This window comes from Herminiimonas sp. (assembly GCF_030645555.1).
GTDB lineage: Bacteria > Pseudomonadota > Gammaproteobacteria > Burkholderiales > Burkholderiaceae_D > Oxalicibacterium.
This window is the reverse complement of record NZ_JAUSME010000087.1, coordinates 1-3,013: the sequence shown is the minus strand read 5'-3', so window position 1 is coordinate 3,013 and position 3,013 is coordinate 1. Positions and strand designations below refer to the sequence as shown.

Annotated in this window: 4 protein-coding genes and 1 pseudogene; 2 read left to right on the top strand and 3 right to left on the bottom strand. The window is 58.1% G+C overall.

The features are described from left to right. Positions 1 to 165 precede the first annotated feature (165 nt). Together Q7T06_RS03485 and Q7T06_RS03480 are read left to right on the top strand one after the other, a co-directional pair. Positions 166 to 357 carry a DUF2892 domain-containing protein gene (locus tag Q7T06_RS03485; protein WP_304780220.1) on the top strand — a complete coding sequence of 64 codons (192 nt, stop codon included), beginning with the start codon at positions 166 to 168 and terminating at the stop codon, positions 355 to 357. Positions 358 to 390: 33 nt separating this feature from the next. After that, positions 391 to 747, top strand: a complete 357-nt coding sequence (locus Q7T06_RS03480) for a carboxymuconolactone decarboxylase family protein (protein WP_304780216.1) — start codon at positions 391 to 393, stop codon at positions 745 to 747. 59 nt (positions 748 to 806) lie between these two features. On the opposite strand, the gene urtE is transcribed toward Q7T06_RS03480, so the two are convergent. The 3 genes and pseudogenes from urtE to Q7T06_RS03465 all read right to left on the bottom strand — a co-directional run. After that, a complete protein-coding gene (urtE, locus tag Q7T06_RS03475) occupies positions 807 to 1,505 on the bottom strand; it encodes an urea ABC transporter ATP-binding subunit UrtE (RefSeq protein ID WP_304780215.1) in 699 nt (232 codons plus the stop codon). Positions 1,506 to 1,523: 18 nt separating this feature from the next. Continuing rightward, positions 1,524 to 2,381 (bottom strand): urea ABC transporter ATP-binding protein UrtD, encoded by an 858-nt coding sequence (urtD, locus tag Q7T06_RS03470; protein WP_304780213.1) that lies wholly within the window; start codon positions 2,379 to 2,381, stop codon positions 1,524 to 1,526. Next, a pseudogene (locus tag Q7T06_RS03465) lies at positions 2,378 to 3,013 on the bottom strand (urea ABC transporter permease subunit UrtC); the annotation flags it as partial. The gene urtD and the pseudogene Q7T06_RS03465, both read right to left, overlap by 4 nt.

Here is a 3,013-nt window from a genome sequence, read left to right as displayed (position 1 = left end):
GATAGAGTCCAGCGCAGATATGGAGAGCCACTTACGGCTGGCCGCACAGGCCGCGAGAACCTGAAGCCAGGCAGAAAATTTGTTGCAGTAGCGGTATTGATGTTGCTGGACCCAGCGCTCCAATTTTCCGGGGTATTGATTTTTACCATAGATAAAGGACACACCATGAAAGCCAACGTAGGAAACATCGATCGCGTTATCCGCATCTTGCTTGGACTAGGCTTGATCGCCGCCACTCTGTTAGGCGCAATAGGTGCATGGGGCTGGCTGGGGCTGATCCCGCTCGCTACCGGTGTGTTTCGTTTTTGCCCGGCCTACCTGCCGTTCGGCGTGCGCACTTGCAAAACCGACAAATAAACCAGCCCATCATCGACCTTTACAAGGATAAGCATGACGACCACATCCACAGGCTACCGTGAGCTGACGCAAGCGGTATCGAAACAGCTCGCCACGCTGCGCACTGACATTCCCGATGTCATGAAGGGCTTTGGCGACCTGTCACGGGCAGCAACGCGCGACGGCGCGCTGGACAAAAAAACCAAGGAATTGATTGCGCTCGCCCTGGGTGTGGCGGCCCATTGCGATGCATGCATAGGGTTTCATGTGCAGTCACTCGTGAAGCTGGGGACAACAAAAGCCGAGCTTGAAGAAGCGTTGGGGATGGCGATATACATGGGTGGCGGGCCATCGATGATGTACTCGGCCAATGCACTGGCGGCATACGAGGAATTTTCAAGCGCACAGTAAGCGCCATCGGCCAGCGTCGCCGCATGCTGGCCGGATCAACCATCGTTCCCGGTCCTGCCTTACACGGCCAGATGGCGTTTCACGCTTTCATCATCCATCTGTCCGGCGTTGCCGGACGCCACCACGGCGCCGCGCGACATCACGATGAAGTCGTCGGCCAGCTCGCGCGCAAAATCGAAATACTGTTCGCACAATAAAATCCCGATGTCGCCGCGCTCGCGCAACAGCCGGATCACGCGGCCTATGTCCTTGATGATGGATGGCTGTATGCCTTCGGTCGGTTCATCGAGGATGATCAGTTTGGGATCGGCCAGCAGCGCACGCGCAATGGCCAGCTGCTGTTGCTGGCCGCCGGACAGGTCGCCGCCGCGCCTGTGCAGCATTTCCTTCAATACCGGAAACAGTTCATAGACTTCACCGCGTATCGTCGCAGCCTGGCGGCCGGACTTGGTCGCCATCCCCATCAACAGGTTTTCCTCGACCGTCAGGCGGGCAAAGATTTCACGGCCTTGCGGCACATAGGCAATGCCGAGATGCGCACGCTGATGCGGCTGCAGCCGGGTGATGTCGCGTCCATCCAGCGTGACATTGCCGGCAGCAACCGGCAGCACGCCCATCAGGCATTTGAGCAGCGTGGTCTTGCCGACGCCGTTGCGACCCAGTAGCGCCAGGCATTTGCCTTTTTCCAGCGACAGCGAGACGCCGCGCAAGGTATGCGCCGCGCCGTAATACTGGTTCAGTTGATCGACTTGCAGCATGTTTCCACCCCGTTTTCTTTATCGGCCCAGATACACTTCAATCACGCGTTCATCCGCCTGCACCTGCTGCATGGTTCCCTGTGCCAGTACCGAGCCTTCATGCAGCACGGTGACCTTGCCGCCTTGCGCGATTTCCTCGACGAAGCCCATATCGTGTTCGACCACCATGATCGAATGCTTGCCGCGCAATTCATTCAACAATTCAGCGGTGCGCGCCGTTTCCGCATCGGACATGCCGGCCACCGGCTCGTCGAGCAGCAGCAGTTGCGGCTCCTGCATCAACAGCATGCCGATTTCCAGCCATTGCTTTTGTCCATGCGAGAGCAGGCCGGCGGGACGGCGCTCACTGCCGTTCAGGCGTATCAGCTTGAGGATTTCATCGATCTTGCCCAGCTGCGCCGAATCAAGGCGCGCGAACAGCGTCGTCTTGACGCGCTTGTCCATCTTCATCGCCAGTTCCAGATTCTCGAACACCGTGTGCTGCTCGAACACGGTCGGGCGCTGGAACTTGCGGCCTATGCCGGCATGCGCGATTTCGTATTCCGTCATCTTGGTCAGGTCTATGCTCTGGCCGAAAAAAACAGTGCCGGTGGTCGGCCGGGTCTTGCCGGTGATCACATCCATCATCGTGGTCTTGCCGGCGCCGTTGGGGCCTATGATGCAGCGCAGCTCACCCACCGAAATATCCAGATTCAGATTGTTGATCGCCTTGAAACCATCGAAGGAAACCGTAATGTCTTCGAGATAGAGAATCGCGCCATGCGCGGTATCCACGCCTTGCGGCTTGATGCGACCGTAACTGACTTCGCCTTCGCCGAGCTCGGTTTCTTCAATCACGCGACCGGAGTGATCGATAGGCTGCCGGATATGGTTCATGCTGCCTCCCCGTTTTGATCACGTTTCTTCAGCTTCTTTGCCAGGCCGAGTATCCCTTGCGGCATGAAAAGCGTGACCAGGATGAAGATCAGGCCCAGCGCATACAGCCACAGATCCGGGAAAGCGGCGGTGAACCAGCTCTTCAAGCCGTTGACGGTGAAGGCGCCGATGATGGGTCCGATCAATGTGCCGCGTCCGCCGACTGCCGCCCAGATCACCATTTCTATTGAATTGGCCGGCGACATTTCAGACGGATTGATGATGCCGACCTGCGGCACGTACAGCGCGCCGGCTATCCCGCACAAGACCGCCGACAGCGTCCAGACAAACAGCTTGAACCACAAGGGGTTGTAGCCTATGAACATCAGGCGCGATTCGGCATCGCGCACGCCTTGCAGCACGCGGCCCAGCTTGGAAGTGACGATGGCGCGGCACAGGAACAGGGCCGCCAACAGGAAGGCCAGCGTGACCAGGTACAGCACCGCCTTGGTTGATGGCGCGGTGATCGTGTAACCGAGTATGCGTTTGAAATCGGTGAAACCATTGTTGCCGCCAAAGCCGGTGTCATTACGGAAGAACAGCAGCATGAAGGCGAAAGTCATTGCCTGCGTGATGATCGAGAAATACACGCC